This is a genomic window from Nonomuraea gerenzanensis, assembly GCF_020215645.1.
GTDB classification, from domain to species: Bacteria; Actinomycetota; Actinomycetes; order Streptosporangiales; family Streptosporangiaceae; genus Nonomuraea; species Nonomuraea gerenzanensis.
The window spans coordinates 11,548,907-11,574,432 of sequence record NZ_CP084058.1 but is presented as its reverse complement, the minus strand read 5'-3'; the positions used below and the strand labels follow the sequence as shown (position 1 = coordinate 11,574,432).

The window sequence follows — 25,526 nt, the reverse complement described above, 5'->3', positions numbered from 1 at the left end:
GCCGGGCCCTTCCTATCCCTTCGAAACGCAGTGAGAGCTACCCGGAGCCCACCCCCCTTCCGTCAGACGAGCTTCCCGGACCAGACCGCGGCGGCGGCGGAGTAGACGCTGTAGGTCTCGCCGTCGAAGTACGGCGAGCTGATGTAGTCCACCCGGTCGTTCTCGTCCTGGTCGTAGAAGCTGCTGGTCACGCCGTTGAGGTAGCCGGTCCGCTTGGCGCTGCTGTACTTGAGCAGCCACGGGCCGCCGTCCGCGCCGGCGGTCATGGAGCACTTCAGGCCGACGTGCTCCTCGATCTTCTTGGCGGCCGAGCCCACGGTCTTGGCCGTGGTCGTGCCGTAGCACCACTTCGGCGTGACACCCGTGAACGGCTTGTTGCCGTCGGGGTGCGCGGCCTGCGGGTAGCCGAAGACGTAGTGCGCCTTCTTGAGCGGCTGGTTCCAGGAGATGCCCTGGCCGCCCACGTTGTCGCCCAGCCGGCCCGCGTCCTCGACCTCGATCGAGCCGCGGTGCCGCCTGGAGTCGGTGTCGGTCGACTTTGAGATCGTCACGCCGTTGTAGACGGAGACGAACCCGTAGTCGCGGTCGTAGTCCTCGTAGACGCTGTAGTCGTAGTGCACGAACGCCTGCTTGCCGACGTAGATGCCCCACGGGGCCTTGCCCTGGTAGTAGCCGGGCACGAAGACCCAGTTGTCCAGGAGCTGCTCGTCGTTGGCGGTGTCGTACACGCAGTGGCCGGCCGTGGCCACCAGGTTGGCGTACTTGCCCTGGATGGAGGTGGCCGAGCACCAGTGCTTCTCGCCGTCCTGGCCGACGAAGAAGACCTTGCCGATGCTCTTCGGCAGGTTCACGTTCTTGGACTTGGAGGTGGACGTGGTGGTGCCGGTCGGCGCCACCGAGCCCGCCTTCGTGTCGGCGGTGGCGGTGCCGGTCGACGTGAGCTTGTCGACCTTGGTGGTGTCCTCCTCGACGTAGGTGGCGGCCTGCAGCGCGGCGCCGTTGTTCTCGAGCCAGAACTGGGCGATCGCCTTGGCGTTCGCGGCGCTGACGCTCTCGGACGACTTCCAGTGCGGGTCGGCCTGCGCCTGCGCGGTGCCGGCCAGGGAGGCGCCGAGCAGGGCGGCGGCGGCCAGCCCGCCACCGAGGGGAACGAGGGTGTGCTTGATCTTCAAGGGAATGCTCCTTGTTCGTCGCGGGAACGCGCTGAGCGTTCGGTGCGTCTATGAGGCAGGAACGTATCCCTCTTGACCGTGCCTTTATGTCCCCTTTGTCCGGATTTATCGGGCACACAGGCGGCCGTGATCTTCTCGTGATCTTCGAGAGATCATCTTTCTCCGCGCCTTTCGTGAGGCGGGTGCGCATCCTGAGAACAAATCCGGAGAAAGGCTGAGAATTAGCTAAGAGAAGTTATGTGTTGCACATCACTCTCCCCAGGTCGAGGCCCCTACCTGCGCTTATCCAACTCATAAGAGCGTGACAGGGCTTTCTCAGGTTCGCTCGGCAGAGTGCTGGACGTGGATGACCTTCGGGGCTGAACACAACAGGTTCGGCCAGGTCAGTCCAGGATTGGATGCAATACCAGTGCGCTTCGCCAAGCCCTTCACCGTGACCATCGCCAGTGCTGCCCTCCTCGCCCTGCCCTTCACCGGCTCCGCCCTCGCGGACGGCGCCCGGCCGCAGCCCGCTCCCACCGCCAAGGCCCCGCACACGGCCCCGGCCAAGCAGGTGCGCAAGGACGACCGGCACAAGGACGCGAGGCGCAAGGCGATCTCCCTCAAGGTGTCCGTCGACCCGAGCCGGGTCCGCGCCGGCTCCTCCTACGAGGTGACGATCGCCGCCAAGGGCCTCTCCTCCGGCACCGCCGTCGTCATCAGCCCCGAGGGCAAGAGCTATCGGGTCTCCCTTTCGGGCGGGCGCGCCACCAAGGAGCTGACCGTGCCGTCGAAGGCGCGGGCCGGCAGCAGGACCGTCAGGGTCAAGGTGGGCGACAAGACCGCCACGGCCTCCTTCACCGTCGTCGCCCCCAAGAGGCAGGAGCGCGACGAGCGCCGCCACGACGGTCGCAAGTAGCCGGGAGGAAGGGTGGGCCGCCGGCGCCGCCCGGCCCACCTCCTACGCTTGCTCGTCGTGGACATCCGCACCAGAACCGCGGCCGACCTGGCCGCCTGCGTCGAGGCCTTGGCCGAGGTCCAGGCCGCCGACCGCTACCCCGTGCACTGGCCGGCCGATCCGGGCGCCTGGCTGACCCCGGACGGCATGACCACGGCCTGGATCGCGGTCGAGGCGGGCGCGGTGCTCGGGCACCTGGCGCTCACCCGGGACCAGGAGGTCAGCCGCCTGTTCGTCACGCCCGGCGCCCGGGGCCGCGGCGTGGCCTCCCGGCTGCTCGACACCGCCCGCGCCGCCACCCCGCTGCCGCTGAGGCTGGAGGTCTCGTCGGAGGGGCGGGCCGCCATCGGGTTCTACGAGCGCTCCGGCTGGCGCAGGGTCGGCAGCACCCGCGCCGGCTGGCTGAACGCGGCCGGCGAGCCGGCGTTGCTGCACCACTACGTGAGCCCGCCCCGGGGCTGAGGGCAACGCGGAAAATGGGGCCTTGCCGGGCTCACATGGGCGGCGCATACTTCGCGCGGAGCCACTTGGTGACCACGCCCGGTGCAGCAGTGGGGGGCCACGAGCGCGCCGCGCGTCGGTGTCACACGCGCCGGTCCGCACGTCCCCGATCCGGCGGGTGAGGAGGGACAGCATGCCCACCCCGGGTCATGCTGACATGCGCTCGATCATCACGGAGGTGACTCTGATGGGAGTCCGCCCAGCGCTGCCCGACAGCACCACGGACGCCTTCGTCGCCGAAGCGCTCGCCGCGGCGAACGCCTACCGGGACAAGCACCACGCGCCACCACTGACCGTGGACCCCGAGCTCACGGAGTACGCCAAGAGCAGGGCCGCCTCCAGGTCGGAGTTCAAGGAGCTGGACGCCGGCCACACCGGCCTGCGCGACCAGACCGGTGAGAACATCTACTGGGGCGTCGAGACGGAGGCGCCCGCCAAGGGCTCCGCGGCCGTCGACGAGTGGTACGGCGAGGTCAAGTACTACGACTTCAACAAGGCCGAGTTCACCCCGCAGAGCGGCCACTTCACCCAGCTCGTGTGGAAGGCCAGCACGAAGGTGGGCATCGGCCGGGTCTCGGGGCAGACCTCGGAGGGCCTGGAGACCTACATCGTCTTCGTCTTCGAGCCCAGGGGCAACATGAAGGGCTCGTTCGCCGCGAACGTCCTGCCCGCCTGATCGTCCCCGCGAGCCCGGCGGGGCCGGACCCCGGCCCCGTCAGGGCTTGCGGCCGACGCCCGCGTAGTAGACGGCCTCCCGGTCGAGGTAGCGGGTGCCGGGCCCGGGCCGCCAGCGCGGCAGCGGGACCACGCCCGGCTCCAGCAGCTCCAGCCCGTCGAAGAAGGAGGTGACCTCCTCCAGCGTGCGCAGCGTGAGCGGGCTGCCGCCGCTGTCGTTCCAGTGCCGCACCCCCTCTTCGAGCTGCCTGCCCACCAGGCCGTGGGACAGGGCGAGGTGGCTGCCGGGAGCCATGGCGGACATCAGGTCCTCGATGATCGAGCGTGCGGTGGCGGTGTCGGGCACGAAGTCGATGACGCCGAGCAGGGTCAGGCCGATCGGACGGTCGAAGTCGAGCAGCTCGGCGGCGGCGGTGAGGATCTTCCCCGGGTCGCGCAGGTCGCCGTCCACGAACGCGGTCGTGCCCGCCGGCGCCGCGCGCAGCAGCTCGCGGGCGTGGGCCAGGACCGTCGGATCGTTGTCGACGTACACGACGCGGCTGTCCGGCGCCACCGACTGGGCCACCTGGTGAGTGTTGTCCGCGGTCGGGATGCCGGCGCCGATGTCGAGGAACTGCCGCACGCCCGCCTCACCGGCCAGGTGGCGCACCGCGCGGCCGAGGAACTCCCTGTTGGCCCGCGCCAGCACCGGCAGGTCGGGGACGGCGGCGAGGATCTGCTCGCTCACGACGCGGTCGATCTCGTAGTGGTCGTGGCCGCCGAGCCACAGGTCGTAGATGCGGGCGGGGCTGGGGACACTGGTGTCGAGCGGGCGATCGGTCATCGGTTCGCGCCTTCCCTGGATCGGATGCGAGCGTACGTCTGAAGATCGCTTGCATGGGGTGCCCGGGTTACGCACCCGGACACCCGGGGGTGCAGGCCGAGCCGCCGGTCTCCTGCCGGCCGCCGCAGCTCACGCAGACGCTGCCGCCGCGGAGCCCGGCCGGTCTTTACCCGGAGCAATCCAGCCGTAGAGTAGTCGTATCAGCACTCCTGGTTACGATGGCGAAGTTCGTGCATCCATCACGCCAGGGGGCGGAAAATGACCGATGAGACGCAGGCCGCGAAGATAAGGGTCAACGGGACGGAAGACAGCGTGCTCGACACCGAGGCCGCGCTGCTGCACGCCCAGGACGACCCGGTGGCCTCGGCCGCCGTGGACGTGGCCGTCGAGACCGAGCTGCTGGAGGACGCCGGCGCGCTCGACGCCCGCAGGGAGAGCGAGCGCCAGATCGCCGAGCTCACCTCCAAGGAGCAGGAGCGCGTCCGCGGCTTCCAGCGTGAGCTGCGCACCATGGGCGCCGACGTCTGGCCGGTCGCCAGGTGGTGGGGTTACGAGATCCACCTCAACGAGTCGGCCGCGCTGCTGGCGGCCGAGATCCCGCACCTCGTCGGCGAGATCGCGGGCGCGGTGCTGGGCTCCTGGCTGGTCCCGGTCATCGAGCGCACGGTGCGGGCCAAGGCCGAGTGGATCGCCTCGATCGCCCGGCCGTACGGGGTCAAGCTGGCCTCGCCGTGGACGGCGCCCGGCATGCTCGTCCCGGCCCGCCAGAGCGGCGGCGACACGAGCCTGTACTGGACGGTGCACGAGCCGGGCGACGGCTGGAGCCCTGACCAGCGCTTCGTCGACCACTTCAGCGTGTCGGGCCCGGCCCTGGCCGAGTTCCAGGACCGGCTGTTCCTGGCCCACCGGGGCGCCGACGGCGACTCCGCCCTGTGGTGGACGAGCTACGACGCCGAGGAGGGGTGGAGCGACGACCAGCTGCTTCCCCGCCACTTCAGCGAGGCGGCCCCGGCACTGGCGGCCTACGACGGGCGGCTCTACTGCGTGCACCGTGGCAGCCGGGGTGACACGGCGCTGTGGTGGGCGCGCTGGGACGGCTCGTACTGGAGCTCCGACCAGCGCTTCCCGCAGCACCTCAGCGAGGCGGCGCCGGCGCTGGCGGCCTACGACGGTCAGCTCTTCTGCGTGCACCGTGGCGCGGGCAGCGACCAGGCGCTGTGGTGGACCCGCTGGGACGGCTCCACCTGGAGCCCCGACGAGCGGCTGCCGCAGCACCTCAGCGCCTCGAACCCGGCGCTGGCCGTCTACCGGGGTCACCTCTACTGCGTGCACCGCGGCGCGGGCAACGACACGGCGCTGTGGTGGACGCGCTGGGACGGCTCCCGGTGGAGCCCCGACCAGAAGCTGCCCGGCCACCACGCCACCGAGGGCCCGGCCCTGACCGTCTACAAGGACCGGCTGTACTGCGTGCACCGCGGCGCCGCCGACCAGAGCCTGTGGTGGAGCAGCTTCAACGGCTCCGGCTGGACCGCCGACGAGCGGCTGCCGCACCACTACAGCGCCGAGGGCCCGGCGATCGTCGCCTACCGCGACAAGAACGCCACCCATGACCAGCTCCTGTGCGTGCACCGGGGCATCCGCTAGCCAGCCGCAACGGCGAGTGCCGGCCCGCGATCGCGCGAGCCGGCACTGTCATGTCAGGAGTGCGTCACCAACCGGCGAGCTGCTCCAGGAACCACTCGATCAGCGGCCGGGACACCGAGCTGTGCTCGGTGTTGGCCACGTCGCAGCAGAACGCGTCCAGGAACGTCTCGTCCTTCGGCAGGTCACCGAGGTCCACGTACAGATCCGACTGCCACTGGAACGGGTCCCTGGCCAGCGCCACCGCGCTGACCGCGGGCACGAACGCGCTGGCGCGGAAGCGGTCCTGGATCGGCAGCCCGACCGCGTCGGCGAGCCTGCCCCACGAGTCGAGCGTGCCGCCGGGTGCCCCGTCGAACGCCCGCACGTGTGAGGTGGCGCTCGTCCACACCGGGGCGCCGAAGCGTACGGTGCCGACGTTCTGCAGCTCGCCGCCGTCCGGCTGGATCCGGGCGGTGAGCTGCAGCGCCTCGTGCTGCAGGTCGAAGACCGGCGTGCCGGGCGGCAGGTCGGGCCCCGCGCCGTTGCCGGTGCCGTTGGCCAGGCCCAGCTTGTACGGGCGCATCGGGAACCAGCCCACCCTGCGCAGGTCCTCCAGGAACTCCTTGCGCAGCGGCGAGGTGGTCACGGGACCGGAGTAGTCGGCGCTCTCCACCCAGCCCCACAGCAGCTGCTGCGCGGCGGGGCTGCGGATCAGCTCGGCCTGCCCCGGCCCGCCGGAGCGCGGAGCCAGCGCCTCGTGCATGTAGGCGAGCTGCTGGAGCACCAGCGGGATCCAGGCGCCGAGGTGCGGCGAGTCGTAGGAGAAGTACTTGTCGGTCTGGTGGTCGATCCGCTCGTTCTCCATGCGGGCCAGCGCGTACCGGGTGACGATGCCGCCCATGCTGACGCCGCCGACGACCAGCGGGTTGTCGCCCCGGCGCTCCTCGATGGTGCGCAGCACGGCGGTGACCGCCACGGCGGCGTTGGCCTGGATCGCGATGTGCCGCTGGTCGAAGCCCAGCAGCACGACGTCGATGCCCATCGTCCTGAGCTGGTCGAGGAAGCCGGGCACCCCCTTCTGGTACGGCTTGTTGAAGTGCCGCCAGAGCTCGTCCAGGTCGCTGGGGCCGTAGTTGAAGCCGTCGGCCAGGATCAGCGGCCTGGTCAGGACGTCGTGCCCCTCGGCCAAATACACGGCCGCGCGGCCGGTGGCCGTCTGGCCCTGGTGCGGGCGGTCGCCGACCAGGTCCCAGACCAGGTCGGCGGGGCGGGCCTCGCCCGCGCGCTCCGGCGCGCCGGCGAACCAGATGCCCTGCTGCCCGAGGGCGTCGGCGATCCGCTCGACCTGCTCGGAGGTCAGACTGCTCTCGATGCCTGAGGCCCTGGTCTCGACGTCGATTCTCGGTTCCTGCGCCATGCTCGATCCTCTCGCTTGCTGAGGGGCCAACTAGGGCCACTGAGCACACCATACGGTCACTCTCCGTGATTACTCGCGAACGAAACGTGGTGGCGCGAGAGTGGCGTTTCCGCAGGTCAGGGCCGAAGACGTGACAGCCCGCAGACATGGGGCAGAAGGGCAGCGGACGACGACATCCGAGCGTCGCCCAGGGAGGCGAGCCGATGAAGGACCGTGACGACGACGAGCTCTTCGCCCCCGTGCTGAGGGAGCCGCCCGCTGCCGAGGGTGAGGTGAGCGACACCGGTGTGCCGGGGGTGCGCGGCGCCGGCCACGGGGAGTGGGCGGCGGAGCCGTCGCCCCCGAACAGGCTCGGCGTGCGCCTGCTGGCGGCCGGGCTGGCGCTGCTCGCCGGCGTGGTGCTGGCCGTGCTGGCGCTGCTCGCCGGCCGGCCGCCGCTGGCTGTCCCGCCCGCCGTGCTGGCGCTGGCGGCGGCCGGCTACCTGGTCGTGTTCGGGGTGCGGCGATCCCGCTCGAACGGCGGCCCGCCGACCTTCGGCTGAGGTTTCACCCCTGCCACGTGGGTAAACGGCCTGAGGGGGAAGCACGAACGAGCGAGGAGCTGCGATGTCCGCGATGTCGCTGGTAGACAGGGAATGTGTCCGTCAACTGCTGGACTCCCGGCACCCGGACGCCACGCTGGTCTTCGTCAGGGGGGACTGCGTGGTCATCCCCGCCGCCGAGGTGGACGACGCCCACCGGGGCCTGGTCATCGCCCGGCGCGACGAGGTGCTGGCCCAGCTTCCCGAGGGCACCCCGACGGACCAGATGCTCGACGACCTGGCCGTCCGGCTGGACAACGTCGTCCGCGACCTGGGCGCCTGAGCGTCAGGCGGGCTGCGCCGGGTCCGAGGTGACCCACCACAGGGTGCCGAACGGGTCCACCCAGCCGCCCATCGCCGCCCCGCCCTCCTGCTCGGTCAGCTCCATGACCGGGGTGGCGCCCTTCTCCAGCGCGGCGGCGTGGGCCTTGGCCGGGTCGGGCAGCGAGACGTACAGCTGCGTGCGGGACGGGTCCTCTCCCTGACGGTAGGGCGGCAGGCACTGCGCGCCGTCGATTCTGGCGTCGGCGAAGTAGAACGTGCTGCTGCCGATGCGCACGACTCCGTGCACGACCCGCTCGGGGTCGCCGTCGAGCGGGATGAGGGTCTGCGTGGTGCCGCCGAAGACGTGCCCGACGAAGTCGGCGAACTGCTTGGCGCTGTGCACCATGAGGTACGGCGTCACGGTCGTCGTCATCGTTCTCCCTAACTGTTCAAGTTTGACTAGCCACCACCGTAAGCGCGCCCGGATGCTCTGGTCAAACTTGATTAGCCTGACAAGAACGGGGTTGCGGATTTTTCGATCTTGGTGTCGGATGCCGAGCATGCGGGAGAGCATCGAGGTCGTCATCATCGGATCGGGGCCGGCCGGGCTGACCCTGGCCAACCTGCTGCAGCGGGCCGGAGTCGGCTGCGTGGTGCTGGAGCGGCAGAGCCGGACGTACGTGGAGCAGCGGCAGCGCGCCGGCGTGCTGGAGCACGACGGGGCCCGCCTCTTCGAGGAGTGGGGACTGGGCGAGAGCGTGCTGGCCGGCACCACGGCCGGCGGCATGCTGGAGATCCGCCTCGACGGGCAACCGCGCTTCTTCGACGTCGCCGCCCTGGCCGGCGGGCGGGCCGGGCGGATCGTGCCGCAGCAGGTCCTCGTCGGCCGGCTCATCGAGGCGTTCCTGGCGGGCGGGGGAGACCTGCGTTTCGAGGCCGCCGAGGTGACCCCGCACGGCCTCGACGGCTCCGCGCCGACCGTGACGTACCGGGACACGGCGGGCGTCGTGCACGAGATCGCGTGCGCGTACGTGGCCGGCTGCGACGGCTTCCACGGCGTCAGCCGCGCCAGCGTGCCGGAGGGCGCGCTGACCACCTACACCTACGAGCACGGCTACGGCTGGCTCACCGTGCTCGCCGACGCGCCCGCGCCGTACCATCCGCTCTTCGGCATCCATCCGGCCGGGTTCGCGGCCCAGTTCGCGCGCGGGCCCGGCGCCAGCCGCTTCTACCTGGAGTGCGCGCCGGGCGCCGACGTCGGTGAGTGGGGCGACGAGCGGATCTGGGAGCAGCTGCGGTTACGGCTCGGCGACGCGGGCCTGCCCACAGGACCGATCACGGAGAAGCTGTTCGTGGAGATGCGCTGCTTCGTGGCCGACCCCATGCGTTACGGCCGGCTCTTCCTCGTGGGGGACGCCGCGCACATCATCACCCCGATGGGCGGCAAGGGCATGAACCTGGCCATCGCCGACGCCGGCGTGCTGGCCCGCGGGCTGCGCGCGGCGTTGCGCGAGGGCGACGAGCGGCCGCTGGCCGCCTACTCCGAGACGTGCCTGAAGCGGGTGTGGGATCACCAGGAGTTCTCCCGGTGGATGGGCGAGATGATGCACGAGGCCGGCAACGCCACGCTGGCCGGGCCGTTCCGGCGGCAGCTCGCCAGAGCGCGGCTGGAGCGGCTGTTCTCCTCCGACGCCGCAGCCCGCGCCTTCGCCGATCTCATGGCGTGAAACGAGCGGGCAGCGAATGTCCATTTTCTGCTAATATTTCCCCTTCTGAGGCGATGTTGAGTCGAGGGGGCATATTCTCATGGAAAAAACCTCTGCAGATCAGCCTGATGTGGAAATGCACGTCCGTAATGAGCTGCAGCGACTCAGGGACAGCATCGACAATCTTGACGCCGCCCTCGTCCACCTGCTCGCCGAGCGTTTCAAGTGCACCCAGGAAGTCGGCCGGCTGAAGGCGGAGTACAGGCTGCCGCCGGCGGATCCGGCGCGCGAGGCGGCCCAAATCCGCCGCCTGCGCGCGCTGGCCGAGGAATCGAAACTCGACCCGGTCTTCGCCGAGCGATTCCTGAATTTCATCATCGCCGAGGTCGTCCGGCACCACGAGCTGATCGCCAGCAGCCACGCGGCGGCGCGGGGCGACTAGCCGAGCGCCACCCGCACGATTCAGACGAGTGCGACCCGCACGACCAGACGAGCGCGACCCGCACGATTAGACGAGTGCGACTCGCACGATTAGACGAGTGCGACTCGCACGTCGGCCGGGTCGTCACCGGCGAGCGGGACGGCGAAGACCGCCGTGCGGCCCCGTGCCCCGTACACCACGAACCGGGTGCCGTCCTCGTCCCACGACTCCAGCACGTCCGAGCTGAGCTGGGCGGACGCCGAGCAGTACGCCGGGCTGCGGCGCAGCAGGTGCAGGGACGACTCCAGCGGCACGTCCGCCGGCACCGGGAGCGCCAGCGGCCGGCGCAGCCGGACCAGCAGGCGGCGCAGCGGGACGAGCCAGTGGCGGTCCAGCTCGGCCGAGAGCCCCAGCAGGACCACGGCCTCCAGCAGGACCACCCACGGCAGCGCGGCACCGGCCGGAGCCGTCGCGGCCAGGAGCGAGGCGGCCAGCAGCAGGCCCGCGCGGGCGAAGGCACGCACGTCCACGGGGCGGGAGTGGGTGCCCAGGCAGCCGCACGACGAGGCGGGCGCGGCCACGTAGGCATAGGTCAGGTACGCCAGGAACCCGGCGGACAACGACGCGGCGGCCACCCCGTCCAGCGGGTGCAACGGGGGCACCAGCAGCGCGGCGGCCACGGTCAGCTCCGCCAGGCCGACGAGCCGCAGGGCGGGGACCGCGCGCGCCGGGCCGGTGAGCCGGGCCAGGGCGGTGCGCCCGGCCTGCGCCCTCATCCGCCTGCCGAACAGTTTCACCAGGCCGGCCCACAGGAGGAAGGCGGCGATCACGTACGGCTGCGACGCGGCGATCCCGTGCATGGCACTGCCTCCTTCTAGTGCGGGGAGAAGACGGTGGCGATGTCGACCTCGTTGGTGTCCGGCCGCCAGGCGCCCAGGATCTGCACGTGCTGGCTGACCTTCAGCATCGACAGGTCCGCCGTGGGCGGGGACTCCGAGTGGATGGCGACCGACTTGCCGGCGACCACGTGACACAGCACGTCGTAGCCGTTGTGGTCGAGGTGGATGGTCTGGCCGGTGATGTTCTTGATGTGGCCCTTGATGTTGACGATGTTGAGCCACACCGCCTCGGCGGCCAGCATGCCGTCGGGCATCCGCACGCCTCTGGCGTACAGGCCGTCACCGGGCTTGGCCTGGTCGAACGGGACCGGGCCGAGCTTCCACAGGCTCGTGCCGTCCACCACCCTGATGGTGTGGAAGACCAGGTTGGAGCCCAGGACGAGCAGCGTGTTGTCCTTGATCGAGCGGATCCGGCCCTCGGCGAAGTCCGGGTCGGGGGCGCCGGGCTCGACCTTCTGGGCGGCGAAGGCCGCCTCGGGGCCGAGCGAGCCCAGTGCGGTCGCCGCGACGACGCCGGCGCCTCCGCCGAGCACGGCGGACTTGAGCACGTCCCTTCTGCTGCGCATGTCCGCCCTCCTAGGCCGTCGAGATCTCCACCGGCCGCAGGCCGGACGAGAGGCTGGCGAGCTGGCTGTAGGCGGCGGGGGTCAGGTCGATCAGGCGGTTGTTCGCGCAGGTCGCGCCGCAGCAGCTGCGCTCGCCGCAGAACAGGTCCGTCTGCGGGCCGCAGTCGGCGATGGCGGTGACGACGCTGGTGCCGGTGCACAGCGCGGTGACGCGGTGGCGGTACCCGCAGGTCCTGCGGGACAGGCTGACGCCGCAGCTGTCGGGACGGGTGATCGCCCAGCAGGCGTCGGAGGTGTTGGGCCAGGCGTGCTGGAGGTTGCCGGAGTTGCAGGTGCCGCAGGCTCCCTTGCCGGTGCTGCTGCAGGGGCCCCAGGCGGTGCCGCAGCAGAACCAGGAGACCTCTCCTTGGACGGGGCCGAGTAAGTCGGCGGGCGGGTCGGTGGCCGTGCTTCGCGCCATGCGTCTCCTCCTTGGTGACTCTGGATGATCTCGGCGGACGATCTCGGCGGGGGATTGAAGCTTTCCGACTTGATCTATGAGTACCATGTAAGGATTTTTCGTCAATGCCCTGATTCGGGCACCGCCGCCGCCCGCGCCGGGGGGCGGGCGCGGGCGACGGATGCTCAGAGCGCGTCCGTGTTCTGCGCCGCCTGGTAGACGGCCATGGCCTCGTCACCGAAGAAGGGGCCGAACATGAAGTTCGGCGCGAAGTTGTAGGTGAAGCTGTTGACGGAGTTCAGCCAGCCGAGACCGGTGGACTCGTTGAAGCCCTGGAACCACGGGCCGCCGCTCGACCCGCCGGTCATGTTGCAGCGCAGCCCCTGGTCGCGGGTCATGACCGTGTCGTTGAACGCCCGCCCGCTGCAGTAGATCAGCTCCGACCCGTCGAACGGGTCGGCCGCCGGATACCCGAAGGCGAACATCTGGCGCTGCCTGGCCTGGTTGAAGGCGACCCCCTGCCCGCCGACCACGTCGGTCAGCGTGCGCCCGTTCAGCGGTGCCACCACGACGGCGGCCATGTCGAAGTTGATGTCCTCCCTGGCGTTCCACTGCTGGGTGGTGAGCATCGCGCCGGCCACCCAGGTGCCGAACGGGCGCCGCCCGTCGTCGAAGGCCGGCACGAACACCCAGTTCCTGTGCGCGGCCCCGTTCAGCTTCACGCAGTGCCCCGCCGTGATCACCACGCTCTCGTTCGCACTGGTCACGGCCGAGCCTGAGCAGGAGGAGTTGCGGCCGTCGGCGGTGGTGAAGAAGACCCTGCCGGTGGTGCGCACGACCGCGCCGCCGTCCGTCCACTGCAACCCCGGGCTGTTGGGCACCAGGGACTGCCGCGCGGTGGTGACCGGCGTGGTGCCGCCGACCGACCACGCGGCGCCGCGCGTGCTCCACGGGCTGCGGCGGGTGGTGGTGGCCGCGGCGCCGCGGGTGGCCCACGGGTCGCCCTGGGACGGCCCGCGCGACTGCGTACGCCGCGGCGCGGGCGCGTCGAGGGGCTGCGCCGCGAGCATGCGCTGCGTGGTCCAGTACTGCGAGACGGTCCTGCGCTCCGACTGCGAATCCGTGGCCGTCCACCCGGCGGGCCTGGGGTCGAGCCCGTTGGCGGCCCCGGCCTGCGCGGCACCCGCCGGTACGAGCGCGCCGGCCAGCGCGAGGGCGACGGCGGAGAGCAGACTGACTCTGCGGTGCATTACGTACCTCCCGAAACCCGGAATCTGCCGTAGGGAGGTACGTAGGGACGGTCCAATCTTCCTCAACGCCTACGCAATCGGATATATCGCCATCACGGCGTGAAGTCGCCATATTGCACAGCGTCACGGGGGGTGGGATGCGCGCGCTTTACGGAATTGCGGTCCGATATTGACGCTCTTTCACCGCTTCTTTCCCAGTACGGGAAATTCGAATTCGGCGTGGCGTTGTCATCTCGCTCGCGGCAACTGTAAGCATCGTACCGGTCTGGCGACTATGGGTCGCATGCCGAAAGGAACGGTAAATGTTCACCCCAATGAGAAAAATGGCGAAGCCCGTCGCACGCGGCATTCTCGCGGCCGTGCTGGCCGTCACCATGGCGCCGGCGGCGAGCGCGGGAGACAAGGACGACGGCCCCGACCACCACAAGTTCGACCGTGGTTTCGTCGACCACAACCACGATGACGACGGCGGCAGGAACTGCCGGCCGCGCACCTTCTTCCGTATCCACCAGATGTCGCCGCGCAATTTCTTCGTGCCCCGTACCCGGTACATCGACGGCCCCGGCGGCTCGATGACGGTTTCTGTGACGCGCGAGCACGAGGTCACCGCCTTCCTCGAGACGGAGAACGAGGCCGAGAAGGTCATCGACAAGGGCGAGGTCATCTACAACCTGCGCCGGCTCGGCCTGCCGCACCTGGAGGAGCGGCACATGGTCTACAGCGGCCACGAGTACACGCAGGAGATCAGCGACGGCATGTACGGCAACATGTGGTACCGGGTCTTCGGTTACCGCGTCGGCTGGTCCGCCTGGAACGTTCTCGGCACCTGCGAGCGCTTCAAGGTCTCCACCGGCATCGCCAACGTGCCCTCCCGCGTCGAGGGCTGGCGCTACTGGGAGACCAAGCACCCGATGTTCAAGCGCCGCAAGCTGTCGTACAAGTAGAAGGAATCCCAGGTCAGAAGGGTTTCGCGGCCGACCGGCGGGTAGGGTTGCGGGTCAGTCCGGCGTGCGCCGGGCGCGCAGCCGTCCGGCGCGCGACCCGAGTCCGTAAAGGGGGACATCATGGCCGCGATGCGTCGATATCTGGGTTTCTTCTCGTTCTTCAGGATTCCAGGCCCGGAGCCGACCTCTCCGGGCCAGAACAGCGGAGCAGGCGGTGGCCGTGCCCGCAGGCGTCGGCGCCGGCGCCGCTGAGCGGTCGCCGGCCGAGATGTGAGGGTGAGTTCGCCGGCCCTCACATCTCCCGGGTGCTCGGTCAGGCGAAGGAGGCCAACACGATGCCGAGCGTGCGCCGGTTCTGGCCGGAGGACTTGGCGTCGGTGGAGTTGACGGAGTAGACCAAGGTCCTCGACAGGTCCCTGGTCGCGCCGACCCCGGTGGTGTAGCCGTAGCGGGACCCGGTCTTGCCGTACGCCACGATCCCGTCCGGCAGCACCATCTTCGTCAGGCCGGAGGTGTAGGTCGCGGGCTGGTTGCCGCACTCGTCGAACATCGTCACGTCCGGCACCGTGAACATCGGCTCCAGCTGGGCAGGCGGCACGACCTCGCCGGAGAACAGCGCCTTGACGAACTTCTCCAGGTCCGCCGCGGTCGAGATCAGGTCGCCCGACGCCCAGGTCGAGGTGACGCTGGTCCTGGTCATGTCCACCACGTATCCGTCGCCGTAGGGGATGGCGTTCGCGAAGCCCGCGGGCACGCTCTGGTAGCCCCGGTGGTGCGGGCCCCTGATCGTGGTCGAGGTGCCGGGCAGGTAGCTGTCGCGCATGCCGACCGGGCGCAGGATCCGGTTCGTCACCTCGTGCTCGTACGTCTCGCCGGTGACCTGCTCGATCAGCAGCCCGGCCACGAACGTGTTGATGTTGAGGTAGTGCTGCCTGGTGCCCGGGGTGAACTCGATCGGGTTGCGCACGGCCAGGGCCACGTACTGCTGCGGGGTCCACCTGTCGAACCTGGTCTCGTAGACGTGCTCGAAGCCTTCAGGCAGCTCAGGGGCGGGCAGGCCGCTGGTGTGGTTGAGCAGCTGGCCCACCTGGACGTCCGGGTAGGAGGCGGGCAGCAGGCCGGGCAGGTGGTCCTGGACGGTGTCGCCGAGCGAGAGCCGGCCCTCCGCGACGAGTTGCAGCACCACCGCGGTGGTGAACACCTTCGTCACGCTGCCGACGCGGAAGCGCACGTGCTGCGCGGCCTCGCGCCCCGTCCGTACGTCGGCCACGCCGCTCACGCCCCGCCACGAGCCCTTCGAGCCGCTCACCCGGACCACGGCCGCGGTGGCGTCGGCGGCGGGCAGGCCGGCGATCGACTTGCTCAGCGCCGCCTGGTCGACCGGCGGGACCACGGCGCCGGGGTCCGGCCGCATGACGGTGGGCGCCGGGCAGGTCAGCGTGGCGGACGTGGCCGCCTGAGCGGGTGCGGCCACGAGGGCGGTGGCCAGGGCGAGGCAGGCGGCTGCGGTCTTCAACAAGGTGATCTCCTCCAGGTCGCTGGGAACGTCGACCATCCTGCTGGCGGGCACCCCCGCCGCGGATCGCCGACGCGACCCATTCCGTCTCCCTCGCACGAGTGAGCCGCCGAATCCCTCGCACCGGCGATGCCCGGCCTCCCTCCCCGGGACCAGGATTGCCGCCATGAACTCCCGCATCGCCTTCATCGCCGCACCCCTGCTCACCTTCGCCTACGGGGTGATCCGCATCATCGACGGGCTCGACGGCAGCCGAGGCCCCGGCCTCGCCTGGACGGCCGGGCACCTCGCGTTCATGGCCGCCCTGGTCCTGTTCGCACAGATCTTCTGGCAGCTGCGCGCCATGGCGGGCCGCGGCACGCTGTCCACCGTGACCGCGGTGGCCGGGACCGCCGGCATCGCGACGCTGCTCGCCCAGTTCGGCATCGACCTCGTCGTGGGGTTCATGGCCGCCGACCACGACGGGATGGGCGTGCTCTTCGACCAGGTGCAGAGCGTGCCCGGGGTGTCGATCGTGGTGTACGACGGCGGCCCGTTCCTGTTCTACCTGGCCCAGCTCGGGATCGTGCTGCAGCTCGCGGTCATGCGCAGGGTCAAGGCGTGGATGCCCGTCCTGGTGCTGCTCGACCTCGCCCTGCCGTTCATGGACAAGGACCTCATCCCGCTTGGCGCCCTGTGCCTGCTGGTCTCGTTCGTGCCGCTCGCGCGCCGGGCGCCGGCCCGCCACGCGGTCGCCGTCGCGTGACCTGGAGGGGACAATTGGGACTTATGTCCGAGTCCCGGTTGGTCGCGCGGTTCCGCCGCTGGTACGGCGGGCTGCCCACGATCCTGGTGGACGGCGCGCTCGCGGCGCTGGTGCTGCTCGTGCAGCTCTGGCCGTTCCTGTCCCGTGAGAACCCGCACGGCGGGCCCTGGCACTGGTGGGGTTACGCGGTGGTGGTCGCCTCCGCGGTGCCGCTGATCTGGCGTCGCCGCGCACCGGTGCTCGTGCTGCTGTCCGTCTGCGTCCCCACAGGCTTCTACGACCTCGTGGACGAGGTGGCCGCCCAGCCCATCTGGTACACGACGCTGGTGGCTCTCTACACGCTGGCCGCCTACTCCAGCAGGTGGAAGCGGTGGATCCCGTTCGCCATCACGCTCGGCGGCGGCCTGCTCATCGTCGGCTCGGCCGAGTCGGGGGTGCGCGGCACCGTGCAGTTCGTCGCCGCGTACGCCATCGGCCGCGCGGCGGCGGCCTCCCGGGCCCACGCCGCCGCGCTGGAGGAGCGGGCCGTGCGGCTGGCCCGCGAGCGCGAGATCGAGGCCGAGCGCGCCGCCGAGCGCGAGCGGGCCAGGATCGCCCGCGACATGCACGACATCCTCGCCCACGCGGTCAGCGTCATGGTCGTCCAGGCCGAGGCCGGCCCGGTGGCGGTCACCTCGAACCCGGCCAGGGCCGTGGCCGCCTTCGACGCCATCGCCGGCGCCGGGCGCGACGCCATGGTGCAACTGCGCCGCCTGCTGAACGTGCTCAAGGAGGAGGAGGGCCCGCGCGGCCCGCAGCCCACCATCGAAGGGCTGCCCGCCCTGGCCGACCAGGTCCGGGGAACCGGGCTGCACGTGACATACTCCACCTCGGGCTCGCCCCGGCCGCTGTCGCCCGACACCGAGGTGGCCGCGTACCGCATCACCCAGGAAGCCCTCACCAACATCGTCAAGCACGCGGGCGCCGCCCGCGCCGACGTCGCCCTCACCTGGCAGGACCACGCACTCATGATCGACATCACCGACGACGGCCGGGGCAGGGCCCCGGCGCTCCCCTCGGGCGGCAACGGCCTGATCGGCATCCGCGAGCGGGCAGCCGCGTGCGGCGGCACCGCGCAGCTCGGCCCGCGCCCCGGCGGGCAGGGCTTCCAGGTGCTCGTCCGGCTGCCGCTGGCGGCGTCGTGAGCATCCGCGTCGTGGTGGCGGACGACCAGGAGCTGGTCCGCGCCGGGTTCAGCATGATCCTCGACGCCCAGCCGGACATCGAGGTCGTCGCCGAGGCGGGCGACGGCGCGCAGGCGATCGCCGCCGTTCGCGAGCACCGCCCGGACCTGCTCCTGCTCGACATCCGCATGCCGGTCATGGACGGCATCGAGGCCGCCCGCGCCATCTGCGCGGAGGGGGACTGCCGGGTCCTCATGCTCACCACGTTCGACCTGGACGACTACGTCTACGACGCGCTGCGGGCCGGGGCCAGCGGCTTCCTGCTCAAGGACGTCAGGCGCGACGACCTGGTGCACGCCGTACGGGTGGTCTCGGCCGGCGAGTCGTTGCTCGCCCCCTCGGTCACCACCAAGCTCATCGCCGACTTCACCTCCCGGGCCGCCCCGCGCGCCGCCGCCCCGCCGTCGCAGCGGCTGTCGGTGCTGACCGGGCGCGAGCAGGAGACGCTGCGCATGATGGCCAGGGGGCTGTCCAACGCGGAGATCGCGCGGGAGATGGTGGTCAGCGAGCACACGGTGAAGACCCATGTCAGCAACGTGCTGACCAAGCTGGGGCTGCGGGACCGGGTGCAGGCGGTGATCGCGGCGTACGAGACGGGGCTGATCGTGCCGGGCGACTTCCAATGATTTTTCGGGATTTTTCCCGGACGGGCGATCGCCGCTGCCAGCAGCGATAAGGCCGAGATCAGCAGGTGTGCATACCGGGCAATCACCGCTTAGTCGGTATTTACGCCACGGGGCTCACTCTTGTGTCATCGGGACTACAGGAGATGACATGGACGCGAACGAGCCTCGTACCGGTGGCTGGAGCCAGTTCGGTGACACCCCGCCCTCGGCCGGAGGGTTCACCCGGCCGAACCCGGTGATGCCGCCGCCCCCGCCGCCGAGGCGGACCGGGTTCATGCTGACCCGTAAGGCGATCGCGGGGCTGGCGGTGGCCGCCGTGGCCGCCCTGTCGGCGGCGGCGCTGGGCGGCGGGGCCGTGGGCGCGTACCTGGCGGGGGGCAGCCCGCAGCCCGTGGCCACGAGCACCGCGAGCAACCCGAGCCCGGTGTTCCGCACCGCCACGAACCAGTTCACGGTGGCGCAGGTGGCGGAGAAGGTGCAGCCGTCCGTGGTGATGATCCAGGGCCAGACGAGCGAGGGCTCGGGCGTGGTGCTGTCGCAGGACGGCTACATCCTGACCAACAACCACGTCGTGTCGGGGCAGAACGGTGGGCTGACGGTCAAGTTCAACGACGGCAAGACGGCCAAGGCGAGCGTGGTCGGCACCGACCCGGCCACCGACCTGGCCGTCATCAAGGCCGAGGGCGTGTCGGGGCTGGCCAAGGTGGCGCTCGGGGACAGCGACCAGCTCAAGGTGGGCGACGACGTGCTGGCCATCGGCAGCCCGCTGGGCCTGGACGGCACTGTGACGTCCGGCATCATCAGCGCGCTGGACCGTACCGTGACCTCCGGGAGCGGTCAGGACGAGCAGCAGCTCCCGCCGGGCTGGGGCGGGCAGGGGCAGCAGCGGCAGTCGGAGACCACCACCCTCGGCGGCATGATCCAGACCGACGCGGCGATCAACCCGGGCAACTCGGGCGGCGCCCTGGTGAACGCGGCGGGCGAGCTGGTCGGCATCAACAGCGCGGTCGCCGCCGACGGCGTCAACCTCGGCTTCGCGATCCCCGTGAACACCGCCAAGCACGTCTCCGAGCAGCTCATCAGCAAGGGCACGGTGAGCCACGTGTACCTGGGCGTGAGCGTCACCGACGCCAGCGGCGACGTCTCCGGCGCGCTCATCCGGCAGGTGACCCAGGGCAGCCCCGCCGAGAAGGCCGGGCTGAAGCAGGGGGACCTGATCACCAGGATCGGCGAGACGGCGGTCCAGGGCGGTGACACGGTCGTCGGCCAGGTGCGGGGGTACAAGGTCGGCCAGCAGGTCGCCATCACCTACCAGCGTGACGGCGAGGAGAACACCGTGACCGTCACCATGGAGGAGCAGAAGCAGCAGCAGTAGCCGGCGCGCTCCTGCTCGTCCCGAGATCGCCTCCGCCCGCACGGGCGGGGGCGATCCGCGTTGTGCACTTAATCCGATCCGAGGCGGAGATGCGCGGATCGGTGACGATTAGGCCCTCCTCGATCGGCGTAACTCGGGTTACATTCACGTTACTTTGCCCTCTCTTATTCCCCCGAGTAGACCGAAGGAGAGAGGCATGAGCGCGAGAACCGCAATCGCGGCCCTGACTGCTGCGGCGATCCTCATGCCGGCAGGCGCCGCCCAAGCAGGCGCGGCGGCGCCGCCGCCCGACTCCCAGTTCCAGAAGGTGACGCTCAACGACAACCCGGGCGAACCGATGGACCTGGCGGTGCTACCCGATTCCAGGGTGCTGCACACGACCAGGAAGGGCGAGGTCTGGTTACACGACCCGAAGACCGGCCTCAACACGCTCGCCGCCCGGCTCGACGTCTACCAGCACGACGAGGAAGGGCTGCAGAGCATCGCCCTGAGCCCCGGCTTCGGCAAGGGCTCCAAGAAGGACGACTGGGTCTATCTCTACTACTCGCCCCCGCTGAACACCCCCGTCGACGACCCGGCGACGCCGGACGTCAACGAGGGCGACGCGCCGTTCACCGGCACCCCGGCGGACTTCGCGCCCTTCAAGGGCCTGATCAGGCTCTCCCGCTTCCGCTGGGGCGGCACGACCATCGACCTGCGTACCGAGCAGCGCATCCTCGACGTCCCGGTGGACCGGGGCATCTGCTGCCACGTCGGCGGCGACATCGTCTTCGACGCCGCCGGGAACCTCTACCTGTCCACCGGCGACGACACGAACCCGTTCCAGTCCGACGGTTTCACCCCGATCGACGAGCGGGCCGACCGGAACCCGGCCTTCGACGCCCAGCGCAGCTCCGGCAACACCAACGACCTGCGGGGCAAGATCCTGCGCATCAGCGTCCGTGAGAACGGCTCGTACACGATTCCCAGGGGCAACCTCTTCAGGCCGGGCACGGCGGGCACCCGGCCGGAGATCTACGCGATGGGCCTGCGCAACCCGTTCAGGATCGAGCTGAACCGGCGCACCGGCGAGCTGTACGTCGCCGACTACTCGCCCGACCAGCAGGAGGCCGATCCCGCGCGCGGCCCGGCCGGGCACGGGAAGTGGACGGTCGTCCGCAAGGCGGGCAACTACGGCTGGCCGTACTGCGCGACGGCGCGGCTGCCGTACGTGGACTACGATTTCGCCACCGGCACCTCGGGGGCCACGTTCGACTGCGCGGCGCCGGTCAACGAGTCGCCGCGCAACACCGGGCTGCGCCGGCTGCCGCCGGTGGTCCAGCCGGACGTGTGGTACTCGTACGGGCCGTCGGCGGAGTTCCCCGAGCTGGGCACCGGCGGCATCGGGCCGATGGCGGGCCCGGCCTACGACTTCGACCCGGCCGACACGCGTGGCCGCACGGCCGTGGGCTGGCCGAGGTACTACGACGGCGTGCCGCTCTTCTACGAGTGGACCCGCGACTACGTCAAGGCGTTCCACGGCAACGGCAGGCGGATCGAGCCCGTGCTGCCCTCGTTCGTCTTCGACAACCCGATGGACCTGGAGTTCGGCCCCGACGGCGCGCTCTACGTCCTGGAGTACGGCGACGGCTTCTTCAGCGAGAACCCGGACGCCCAGCTCGCCCGCATCGACTACATCGGCAACACCGGCAACCACACGCCGATCCCGGCCGTGCAGGCCACGGTGACGAACGGCCTGGCCCCGCTCACCGTCGGCTTCACCAGCACCGGCACCACCGACGCCGACGGCGACCGGATCCGCTACGCCTGGGACTTCGACGCCGACGGCCGGGTCGACTCCCGCGAACCGAGCGGCTCCTACACCTACACCCAGAACGGCACCTACGACGCCACCCTGCGGGTGAGCGACCCCAGCGGCAGGTCGGCGTCCGCGTCGGTGCGGATCGTGGTCGGCAACGCCGCACCGGTCGTGGAGCTGGTACGGCCGGTCGCCGGCCAGCCGTTCACCTTCGGCGACGTGGTCGAGTTCGAGGTCCGCGTCACCGACGACCAGCCGGTGAACTGCGCGAACGTGACCGTGGACTACATACTCGGCCACGACGACCACGGCCACCCGCAGACCACGGCCCGCGGCTGCACGGGCTCCATCCAGACCACCGAGCCGAGCGGCCACGACCCGGAGACCGACGAGCTCACCGGCGTCTTCGTGGCCACCTACACCGACCCGGGCACCGGCGGCCTGCCGCCGCTCACCTCCAGCACGCAGGTCGTGCTGGAGCCCACGAGTTAGGAGACACCCTCATGTGTTACGGCTACGGCCCCAGCAGGCGCTCCCTGCTGGCAGCGGGTCTCGGACTCGGCGCCGCCGCCCTGGCAGCCGCGTCCCCGGCCGCGGCGGCGAGCCCACCGCACCATCACGGCGGCAGGGAGCGGGTCCCGCCGGGCCAGATCAGCATCCAGCTCTGGACCGTACGCGACGACCTGGCCCAGAACTACGACACCACGCTGGCCTACCTGGCCGAGATCGGTTACCCGAAGGTCGAGCTGGCGCTGGGCTACTTCGGCCGTACGGCGCAGCAGTTACGCGACTTCCTCGACGGCCTCGGCATCGAGGCCAGCTCCAGCCACGACGGCATCAGCCCCGACGACGCCGCGCTGGAGACGAAGATCCAGAACGCGCTGACCCTCGGTCAGACCTACATGGTGGTGCCGTACCTGGCCTCGAACAGCCTGGACGAGTGGAAGGGCTGGGCCGAGCGGATGAACGTCGAGGCGCAGGCCGCCCGCAAGGCGGGGCTGCGCTACGGCTACCACAACCACGCCCACGAGTTCACCACCGACCTCGGCGGCGGGGTGACCCCCTGGGACGTGCTGACCTCCGAGCTGGACCCGCGTCTGGTCCACCTGGAGATCGACATCTACTGGGCGGTCACCGGCGGCGTGGGGCGCGGGGCCAGGGACCCGGTGAAGTTCGCGATCGACGTCATCAGACGGGCGCCGCAGCGGGTGCTGCAGTACCACGTCAAGGACCGGCACCTGGACGGCGACATGGCCGACCTGGGCACCGGCACGATCGACTTCCGCCGGGTGTTCGACGCCCACCGGGTCAGGGAGTACATCGTGGAGAACGACACCCCCGACGTGACGCCCAGGCAGACCTCGCAGGTCGGCTACCGGTACCTGCGGAAGATCCGGTTCTAGGAGGTTCGCCGAAGCGTTAAAAAGTTCGCCGACGCGCGGTAGAAAACGACCGTCTGGGAACTTTCCTCCGCACCGAGACATATGGGGCCTGGGGGGAAGTATGTACCACTCGCTCGGCGTCGTCGTCACCGCGCTCATCACCGCCGCGCCGCCGCAGGTGGACAACATCGCCCACCGTGGCGGCGCGGCCCACGCGCCGGAGAACACGATCGCGGCCTGCGCCCTGGCCAGGGCGCAGCGGGCCGACGTGTGCGAGTTCGACGTCCAGCAGACCAAGGATCACCGGCTCGTGCTGATGCACGACGAGACCCTGAGCCGCACCACCGACGTGGAGAAGCTCTTCCCCAAGCGGAAGCCGTGGTGGGTCTCCGACTTCACGCTCGCGGAGATCCAGCGGCTGGACGCGGGCTCGTGGTTCGCGCCGCGCTTCCGGGGCGAGGGCGTGCCGACGCTCAAGCGGGCCCTGGAGTCGCTGCGCGGCACCGGCGCCGGGCTGCTGCTGGAGATCAAGCACTCCCCGCGCAGCCCGGACATCGACCGCCGGGTGGCCGCCGAGCTGCAGGAGGAGCGCGCGGCGTGGACCCCGGAGCGGCTGACCGTGCAGGCGTTCGGCTGGCAGTCGATGCGGTTGCTACGCGACATGGTGCCCGGCCTGCCCATCGCGCTGCTCGGCAAGCCCGCCGCCGGGCGCCTCGCCCAGGTGGCCAGGTACGCCGACGGCCTCACCCTGCCGCACACCGGGCTGACCGCCCGGTACGTCCAGAAGGTGCACGATCGGGGCATGCGCGTCTACACCTGGTCGGCCGACCGGCCCGCGCTGATGCGCCGGCTGATCTCCTACGGTGTGGACGGCATCATGACCAACCGGCCCGACCTGCTAGTAAAGGCCGGCCGCCGCCCGTGACACCCGCCGCTCAGGCGGGCGGGCCTCCCGCTCCCTGTTCCCTGGCCAGCTCGTTCCAGGTCCACCTGGCCTCCGGTACGTTGTCGCGTTCCAGGACGCGGCTCAGCACGTCGAGCGCCGCCATGGTCTCGCCGGCCGCCCGCAGCGCCTGGCCGAGCCCCGTCCGTACGACCGGGTCGTTCGGGAGCCTGCTGACGGCCGCCACCATGTGGTCGATGGCCGTGCTCCGCCTGCCCTGGCCGAGGGAGATGCGGCCGATCGCGGCCAGCATCCAGCCCACCGAGGTGCAGTCGTTGAGCGCCTCGAACAGGGTGGCGGCGGCCAGGTATCGGGCGACGGCCTCGTCCGGCGCGCGCCGCTCGTGGCAGAGGTTGCCGAGCAGCGTCTCGATGTCGGCGCGGACGCGCATCTCCTTCGCCGGGCAGACCCGGGCGGCCTCGTGGGCCAGCCGTGCGGCCCGGCCCGGCTCGCCCTCGGCGCGGGCACGCACCGCGGCGCACAGCAGCGCGGCCGGGTCCGGCGGAGGTTGCGGCCACTGCCCCGGGTCGAGCCTGCGCAGCGGGTCGAGCAGGCGCCGCTGGCGCAGGTCGGGGCCGGCGTTGTGCCGGGCGTCCGTGATGAGGTGGCGGTCCTCCAGCGAGTGCAGGAAGGCGTCGCTGAGCTTCGCCGCGGGGGCCGGGCCGCTCGTGCCCCGGTGCAGGAGCGTGCGCCGCAGCCAGCCGTCCAGCTCGCGCGGCGGCAGCTCGTGCTCGGCCGCGGCCGCCGCGAGCGTCCTGCCGCACCAGCCGGCGAGCGCCTGGTCGACCTCCCCTCGCAGGCGGGGAGAGCCGGAGTGGTCCTGGCCGGGCGGATCGCGCCACAGGTGCGCGCCGGCGACCTGTAAGAGCAGGGGGTCGATCGCGCGGGTCAGCCGGGTGGCCCGGCCGCTCTCGTCCCTGATCGTCCGCAGCTCCTCCAGCAGCTCCTCCACCTCGGCGGCCGGGAAGTGCAGCCGCATGGCCTGGGCCGAACGGCTCACGACGACGGCGGCGGCCTCGGGCGTGAGGGGCCCGAGGTGGTACTCGACGCATTCGGGGGAGTCGGCGTCCTTCACCACGTGGCGCAGGTCGTCGAGGTAGTCGGAGCGTACGGCCAGGAGCAGGCGCAGGTCCGGGCGGCTGACCAGGGCCTGGAAGAGCTCGTCCAGCAGCCGGCGGCGGTGCCCCCTGTCGCGCTCCGGCCGGCGCAGGAACGTCTCCGCCTGGTCCACGGCGGCGAAGAGCGGGGCGGGCCGGCCGTCGCCGCCGTGCGTCTGCCTGCCGCGGACGAACTCGCTGATCGACAGCGCCGCCAGCCGTCCTGGCGACTCCTCGGGATCCCAGGAGGACAACAGGGTCAGCACGTACGGGTTGGAGCCCGGCAGGGCGGGGGCCGGCCAGACCTGGCAGGAGGTCGCCCGGCCGAGCGGCAGCACGTTGGCGTCGTCCGCGCGCAGCGCCGGGATCAGGCCCGCGCGCAGCAGCGAGGTCTTGCCCGCGGCGGCGTCGGAGTGCAGGATCGTCAGCCGGTTGCGCCGCCACAGCTCCAGCAGCACCCGGGTCTCGTCGGAGCGGCCGAAGAAGAGGCTCTCGTCATGAGCGGTGAACGGCCGCGGGCCGATGAAGGGGCTTCTTCGCCGCCGCAGTGCCGCGGGGATTCCTGCCATGGGGAGACCTCGCTATGCCTACACCGCACCACTC

26 protein-coding genes are annotated in these 25,526 nt (G+C 71.0%); 16 read left to right on the top strand and 10 right to left on the bottom strand.

The genetic code is table 11. The features are described from left to right. Window positions 1–62 precede the first annotated feature (62 nt). On the bottom strand, window positions 63–1,172 hold the full coding sequence (locus tag LCN96_RS53995; RefSeq protein ID WP_311132152.1) for a trypsin-like serine peptidase: 1,110 nt from the start codon (window positions 1,170–1,172) through the stop codon (window positions 63–65). Between the two features lie 409 nt (window positions 1,173–1,581). Between LCN96_RS53995 and LCN96_RS53990 the strand changes: the two genes are divergently transcribed. The 3 genes from LCN96_RS53990 (at window position 1,582) to LCN96_RS53980 (ending at window position 3,286) form a co-directional block, all read left to right on the top strand. Next, window positions 1,582–2,070 carry a hypothetical protein gene (locus LCN96_RS53990; protein ID WP_225270141.1) on the top strand — a complete coding sequence of 163 codons (489 nt, stop codon included), beginning with the start codon at window positions 1,582–1,584 and terminating at the stop codon, window positions 2,068–2,070. Between the two features lie 57 nt (window positions 2,071–2,127). Next, the gene (locus LCN96_RS53985) at window positions 2,128–2,571 is read left to right on the top strand and encodes a GNAT family N-acetyltransferase (RefSeq protein ID WP_225270140.1); all 444 of its coding nucleotides are present in this window, start codon (window positions 2,128–2,130) and stop codon (window positions 2,569–2,571) included. Between the two features lie 226 nt (window positions 2,572–2,797). After that, window positions 2,798–3,286, top strand: coding sequence for a CAP family protein (locus LCN96_RS53980; RefSeq protein WP_225270139.1), 489 nt, complete (start codon window positions 2,798–2,800; stop codon window positions 3,284–3,286). A gap of 39 nt (window positions 3,287–3,325) precedes the next feature. Here the strand turns inward: LCN96_RS53980 and LCN96_RS53975 are convergent, their stop codons facing one another. Beyond that, on the bottom strand, window positions 3,326–4,108 hold the full coding sequence (locus tag LCN96_RS53975) for an SAM-dependent methyltransferase (protein WP_225270138.1): 783 nt from the start codon (window positions 4,106–4,108) through the stop codon (window positions 3,326–3,328). Window positions 4,109–4,366: 258 nt separating this feature from the next. Between LCN96_RS53975 and LCN96_RS53970 the strand changes: the two genes are divergently transcribed. Further along, window positions 4,367–5,752, top strand: a complete 1,386-nt coding sequence (locus LCN96_RS53970; protein WP_225270137.1) for a hypothetical protein — start codon at window positions 4,367–4,369, stop codon at window positions 5,750–5,752. 64 nt (window positions 5,753–5,816) lie between these two features. On the opposite strand, the gene LCN96_RS53965 is transcribed toward LCN96_RS53970, so the two are convergent. Further along, entirely contained in the window at window positions 5,817–7,148 is a 1,332-nt protein-coding gene (locus tag LCN96_RS53965) for a hypothetical protein (RefSeq protein ID WP_225270136.1), read from the bottom strand. 203 nt (window positions 7,149–7,351) lie between these two features. Between LCN96_RS53965 and LCN96_RS53960 the strand changes: the two genes are divergently transcribed. Then, window positions 7,352–7,690, top strand: coding sequence for a hypothetical protein (locus LCN96_RS53960; RefSeq protein ID WP_225270135.1), 339 nt, complete (start codon window positions 7,352–7,354; stop codon window positions 7,688–7,690). A gap of 64 nt (window positions 7,691–7,754) precedes the next feature. Further along, window positions 7,755–8,012: a hypothetical protein gene (locus tag LCN96_RS53955; RefSeq protein WP_225270134.1), complete on the top strand. Its 258-nt coding sequence runs from the start codon at window positions 7,755–7,757 to the stop codon at window positions 8,010–8,012. 3 nt (window positions 8,013–8,015) lie between these two features. Here LCN96_RS53955 and LCN96_RS53950 read toward each other — a convergent pair whose 3' ends face one another. Further along, window positions 8,016–8,426, bottom strand: coding sequence for a VOC family protein (locus tag LCN96_RS53950; protein ID WP_225270133.1), 411 nt, complete (start codon window positions 8,424–8,426; stop codon window positions 8,016–8,018). A 127-nt stretch (window positions 8,427–8,553) separates the two neighbouring features. On the opposite strand from LCN96_RS53950, the gene LCN96_RS53945 reads away from it, so the two are divergent. Further along, entirely contained in the window at window positions 8,554–9,720 is a 1,167-nt protein-coding gene (locus tag LCN96_RS53945) for a 4-hydroxybenzoate 3-monooxygenase (protein ID WP_225270132.1), read from the top strand. 79 nt (window positions 9,721–9,799) lie between these two features. Further along, entirely contained in the window at window positions 9,800–10,141 is a 342-nt protein-coding gene (locus LCN96_RS53940; RefSeq protein ID WP_225270131.1) for a chorismate mutase, read from the top strand. 89 nt (window positions 10,142–10,230) lie between these two features. On the opposite strand, the gene LCN96_RS53935 is transcribed toward LCN96_RS53940, so the two are convergent. The 4 genes from LCN96_RS53935 to LCN96_RS53920 form a co-directional block, all read right to left on the bottom strand. Beyond that, window positions 10,231–10,980, bottom strand: coding sequence for a MauE/DoxX family redox-associated membrane protein (locus tag LCN96_RS53935; RefSeq protein ID WP_225270130.1), 750 nt, complete (start codon window positions 10,978–10,980; stop codon window positions 10,231–10,233). Window positions 10,981–10,994: 14 nt separating this feature from the next. After that, complete coding sequence (locus LCN96_RS53930) at window positions 10,995–11,585, bottom strand: cell wall protein (protein ID WP_225270129.1); 591 nt, start codon at window positions 11,583–11,585, stop codon at window positions 10,995–10,997. A gap of 10 nt (window positions 11,586–11,595) precedes the next feature. Beyond that, complete coding sequence (locus tag LCN96_RS53925; protein WP_225270128.1) at window positions 11,596–12,045, bottom strand: septal ring lytic transglycosylase RlpA family protein; 450 nt, start codon at window positions 12,043–12,045, stop codon at window positions 11,596–11,598. A 164-nt stretch (window positions 12,046–12,209) separates the two neighbouring features. Further along, window positions 12,210–13,274, bottom strand: a complete 1,065-nt coding sequence (locus LCN96_RS53920) for a trypsin-like serine peptidase (protein ID WP_225270127.1) — start codon at window positions 13,272–13,274, stop codon at window positions 12,210–12,212. Between the two features lie 323 nt (window positions 13,275–13,597). Between LCN96_RS53920 and LCN96_RS53915 the strand changes: the two genes are divergently transcribed. Further along, window positions 13,598–14,218, top strand: coding sequence for a hypothetical protein (locus LCN96_RS53915; RefSeq protein ID WP_225270126.1), 621 nt, complete (start codon window positions 13,598–13,600; stop codon window positions 14,216–14,218). Window positions 14,219–14,531: 313 nt separating this feature from the next. On the opposite strand, the gene LCN96_RS53910 is transcribed toward LCN96_RS53915, so the two are convergent. Then, complete coding sequence (locus LCN96_RS53910; RefSeq protein ID WP_225270125.1) at window positions 14,532–15,773, bottom strand: serine hydrolase domain-containing protein; 1,242 nt, start codon at window positions 15,771–15,773, stop codon at window positions 14,532–14,534. 127 nt (window positions 15,774–15,900) lie between these two features. Here LCN96_RS53910 and LCN96_RS53905 point away from each other — a divergent pair, with 127 nt between their 5' ends. The 7 genes from LCN96_RS53905 (at window position 15,901) to LCN96_RS53875 (ending at window position 23,808) form a co-directional block, all read left to right on the top strand. Then, window positions 15,901–16,479 (top strand): hypothetical protein, encoded by a 579-nt coding sequence (locus tag LCN96_RS53905; protein WP_225270124.1) that lies wholly within the window; start codon window positions 15,901–15,903, stop codon window positions 16,477–16,479. A gap of 23 nt (window positions 16,480–16,502) precedes the next feature. Beyond that, a complete protein-coding gene (locus LCN96_RS53900; RefSeq protein ID WP_225270123.1) occupies window positions 16,503–17,663 on the top strand; it encodes a sensor histidine kinase in 1,161 nt (386 codons plus the stop codon). Next, window positions 17,660–18,328, top strand: coding sequence for a response regulator (locus LCN96_RS53895; RefSeq protein ID WP_225270122.1), 669 nt, complete (start codon window positions 17,660–17,662; stop codon window positions 18,326–18,328). The genes LCN96_RS53900 and LCN96_RS53895 overlap by 4 nt, the downstream gene beginning before the upstream one ends. A gap of 148 nt (window positions 18,329–18,476) precedes the next feature. Then, window positions 18,477–19,703, top strand: a complete 1,227-nt coding sequence (locus tag LCN96_RS53890) for a S1C family serine protease (protein ID WP_225270121.1) — start codon at window positions 18,477–18,479, stop codon at window positions 19,701–19,703. Window positions 19,704–19,899: 196 nt separating this feature from the next. After that, window positions 19,900–21,993 carry a PQQ-dependent sugar dehydrogenase gene (locus LCN96_RS53885; RefSeq protein ID WP_225270120.1) on the top strand — a complete coding sequence of 698 codons (2,094 nt, stop codon included), beginning with the start codon at window positions 19,900–19,902 and terminating at the stop codon, window positions 21,991–21,993. An 11-nt stretch (window positions 21,994–22,004) separates the two neighbouring features. Then, window positions 22,005–22,904, top strand: a complete 900-nt coding sequence (locus tag LCN96_RS53880) for a sugar phosphate isomerase/epimerase family protein (RefSeq protein ID WP_225270119.1) — start codon at window positions 22,005–22,007, stop codon at window positions 22,902–22,904. A gap of 100 nt (window positions 22,905–23,004) precedes the next feature. Then, the gene (locus LCN96_RS53875) at window positions 23,005–23,808 is read left to right on the top strand and encodes a glycerophosphodiester phosphodiesterase (protein ID WP_225270118.1); all 804 of its coding nucleotides are present in this window, start codon (window positions 23,005–23,007) and stop codon (window positions 23,806–23,808) included. 10 nt (window positions 23,809–23,818) lie between these two features. On the opposite strand, the gene LCN96_RS53870 is transcribed toward LCN96_RS53875, so the two are convergent. Further along, complete coding sequence (locus LCN96_RS53870) at window positions 23,819–25,492, bottom strand: tetratricopeptide repeat protein (RefSeq protein WP_225270117.1); 1,674 nt, start codon at window positions 25,490–25,492, stop codon at window positions 23,819–23,821. Window positions 25,493–25,526: the final 34 nt, after the last annotated feature.

What these genes read in the sequence shown, in the direction of transcription:
- LCN96_RS53950 (WP_225270133.1), bottom strand. Translation starts at nt 8,426, where the DNA reads ATGACGACGACCGTGACGCCGTACCTCATGGTGCACAGCGCCAAGCAG.
- LCN96_RS53900 (WP_225270123.1), top strand. Translation starts at nt 16,503, where the DNA reads ATGTCCGAGTCCCGGTTGGTCGCGCGGTTCCGCCGCTGGTACGGCGGG.
- LCN96_RS53910 (WP_225270125.1), bottom strand. Translation starts at nt 15,773, where the DNA reads ATGGTCGACGTTCCCAGCGACCTGGAGGAGATCACCTTGTTGAAGACC.
- LCN96_RS53880 (WP_225270119.1), top strand. Translation starts at nt 22,005, where the DNA reads ATGTGTTACGGCTACGGCCCCAGCAGGCGCTCCCTGCTGGCAGCGGGT.
- LCN96_RS53915 (WP_225270126.1), top strand. Translation starts at nt 13,598, where the DNA reads ATGGCGAAGCCCGTCGCACGCGGCATTCTCGCGGCCGTGCTGGCCGTC.
- LCN96_RS53890 (WP_225270121.1), top strand. Translation starts at nt 18,477, where the DNA reads ATGGACGCGAACGAGCCTCGTACCGGTGGCTGGAGCCAGTTCGGTGAC.
- LCN96_RS53975 (WP_225270138.1), bottom strand. Translation starts at nt 4,108, where the DNA reads ATGACCGATCGCCCGCTCGACACCAGTGTCCCCAGCCCCGCCCGCATC.
- LCN96_RS53875 (WP_225270118.1), top strand. Translation starts at nt 23,005, where the DNA reads ATGTACCACTCGCTCGGCGTCGTCGTCACCGCGCTCATCACCGCCGCG.
- LCN96_RS53870 (WP_225270117.1), bottom strand. Translation starts at nt 25,492, where the DNA reads ATGGCAGGAATCCCCGCGGCACTGCGGCGGCGAAGAAGCCCCTTCATC.
- LCN96_RS53930 (WP_225270129.1), bottom strand. Translation starts at nt 11,585, where the DNA reads ATGCGCAGCAGAAGGGACGTGCTCAAGTCCGCCGTGCTCGGCGGAGGC.
- LCN96_RS53920 (WP_225270127.1), bottom strand. Translation starts at nt 13,274, where the DNA reads ATGCACCGCAGAGTCAGTCTGCTCTCCGCCGTCGCCCTCGCGCTGGCC.
- LCN96_RS53935 (WP_225270130.1), bottom strand. Translation starts at nt 10,980, where the DNA reads ATGCACGGGATCGCCGCGTCGCAGCCGTACGTGATCGCCGCCTTCCTC.
- LCN96_RS53940 (WP_225270131.1), top strand. Translation starts at nt 9,800, where the DNA reads ATGGAAAAAACCTCTGCAGATCAGCCTGATGTGGAAATGCACGTCCGT.
- LCN96_RS53980 (WP_225270139.1), top strand. Translation starts at nt 2,798, where the DNA reads ATGGGAGTCCGCCCAGCGCTGCCCGACAGCACCACGGACGCCTTCGTC.
- LCN96_RS53955 (WP_225270134.1), top strand. Translation starts at nt 7,755, where the DNA reads ATGTCCGCGATGTCGCTGGTAGACAGGGAATGTGTCCGTCAACTGCTG.
- LCN96_RS53925 (WP_225270128.1), bottom strand. Translation starts at nt 12,045, where the DNA reads ATGGCGCGAAGCACGGCCACCGACCCGCCCGCCGACTTACTCGGCCCC.
- LCN96_RS53970 (WP_225270137.1), top strand. Translation starts at nt 4,367, where the DNA reads ATGACCGATGAGACGCAGGCCGCGAAGATAAGGGTCAACGGGACGGAA.
- LCN96_RS53960 (WP_225270135.1), top strand. Translation starts at nt 7,352, where the DNA reads ATGAAGGACCGTGACGACGACGAGCTCTTCGCCCCCGTGCTGAGGGAG.
- LCN96_RS53885 (WP_225270120.1), top strand. Translation starts at nt 19,900, where the DNA reads ATGAGCGCGAGAACCGCAATCGCGGCCCTGACTGCTGCGGCGATCCTC.
- LCN96_RS53965 (WP_225270136.1), bottom strand. Translation starts at nt 7,148, where the DNA reads ATGGCGCAGGAACCGAGAATCGACGTCGAGACCAGGGCCTCAGGCATC.
- LCN96_RS53945 (WP_225270132.1), top strand. Translation starts at nt 8,554, where the DNA reads ATGCGGGAGAGCATCGAGGTCGTCATCATCGGATCGGGGCCGGCCGGG.
- LCN96_RS53905 (WP_225270124.1), top strand. Translation starts at nt 15,901, where the DNA reads ATGAACTCCCGCATCGCCTTCATCGCCGCACCCCTGCTCACCTTCGCC.